Here is a 1204-nt window from a genome sequence, read left to right as displayed (position 1 = left end):
CGCCCGCGAACCCCGCCACGCGGCGCAGGGCCGCCCGCCGCAGGACGTCGTCGCCGGGCAGGAGCGCGTTCAGCGTGCGGGCGAGGCCGCGCGCCTCGACGATCAGCCCGCCCCAGAGCTTGCGGGCCTCCCACCAGCGCTCGTAGCAGGCATTGTTGCGGAAGCTCAGGAAGATCGAGAGCGCGAGGCCGATCAGCGTGAACGGCCCGATGCCTGCCGTGACCGGGAAGGCCTCCGGCCAGCGCTGCTCGGCGGCCACCACGAGGCAGGCGAAGGCGGCGAGCCCCAGCACGGTCGGCGCGACCTGCGGCAGGATCGAGCCGCGCAGCGTGAACAGGATGGCGAGGAGGTTCGGGCGCGGGCGGACGATCATGGCTGCAGACGTGTGGAGGGGCGGGTCGCGGGATGCTGCCGGGCCACGGCGAAACGCCGGATCGGGCGGAAGATCTCACCGGACGTCATGATGCGGTCAACATCGGGGCGGATTGCGGGCCCCGACAGGCGGGCCGCCCCCAGCGGGGACGCGGGACCCACCGGGAGTGCGCGGACGAGCGGGGCCGGAGGGGCACGGCCCGCTTCGCTTGGGAGTATGGCATGACGTTTCGACTGATCGCGACGGGTGCAGGGCGGGCCGGTCTCCGGCGCGCGGTGCTGCCGGCCGCGCTGCTGGCGGGCCTGGCGGGCGCGGGCCACGCCGCGGCCCCGGCCGACGCGACCGGCACGTTCCTCACCGAGGACGGGCGCGCCCGGATCCGCATGGAGCGGTGCGGCCCCGCCGAGAAGAACCTCTGCGGCTACGTCGTGTGGCTGAAGGTGCCGCTCAACGACAAGGGCCAGCCCCGGGTCGACTTCAAGAACCCCGACACGAAGAAGCAGGCGCGGCCCTCGCTCGGCCACCAGCTCATCCTCGGGCTGAAGCCGAACGCGGACGCCCGCTACGAGGGCAAGATCTACAACTCGGAGGACGGCAAGTCCTACGACGTGACGATCTGGAGCGAGGCGCCGGGCGAGCTGACCGTGCGCGGCTGCCTGATCGCCTTCCTGTGCAAGTCCCAGACCTGGAACAAGGTCAGCGACGTGCTGCCCGGCCAGCTCACCGGCCCGACCAACGGCCCCGGCGGTCCCCGCTCCGACGCCGAGTGGCTGCCGGCCAAGCCCGCCGCGACGGGCTCGACCGCGGCGCCGACGGGCGCCGCCAAGCCGG

2 protein-coding genes are annotated in these 1204 nt (G+C 73.9%); one reads left to right on the top strand and one right to left on the bottom strand.

Translation table 11 applies throughout. The features are described 5' to 3' along the window. Positions 1-373: bestrophin family protein (locus tag AX737_RS10950; RefSeq protein WP_245293425.1), on the bottom strand; the 373-nt coding region annotated here is incomplete at its 3' end. A 221-nt stretch (positions 374-594) separates the two neighbouring features. Between AX737_RS10950 and AX737_RS10945 the strand changes: the two genes are divergently transcribed. After that, a partial coding sequence (locus AX737_RS10945) for a DUF2147 domain-containing protein (protein WP_156453651.1) occupies positions 595-1204 on the top strand: 610 nt, incomplete at its 3' end.

The organism is Methylobacterium sp. CCH5-D2 (genome assembly GCF_001556475.1).
Lineage (GTDB): Bacteria > Pseudomonadota > Alphaproteobacteria > Rhizobiales > Beijerinckiaceae > Methylobacterium > Methylobacterium hispanicum.
The sequence above is the reverse complement of the archived record's forward strand: the minus strand, read 5'-3'. Positions and strand labels throughout refer to the sequence as shown.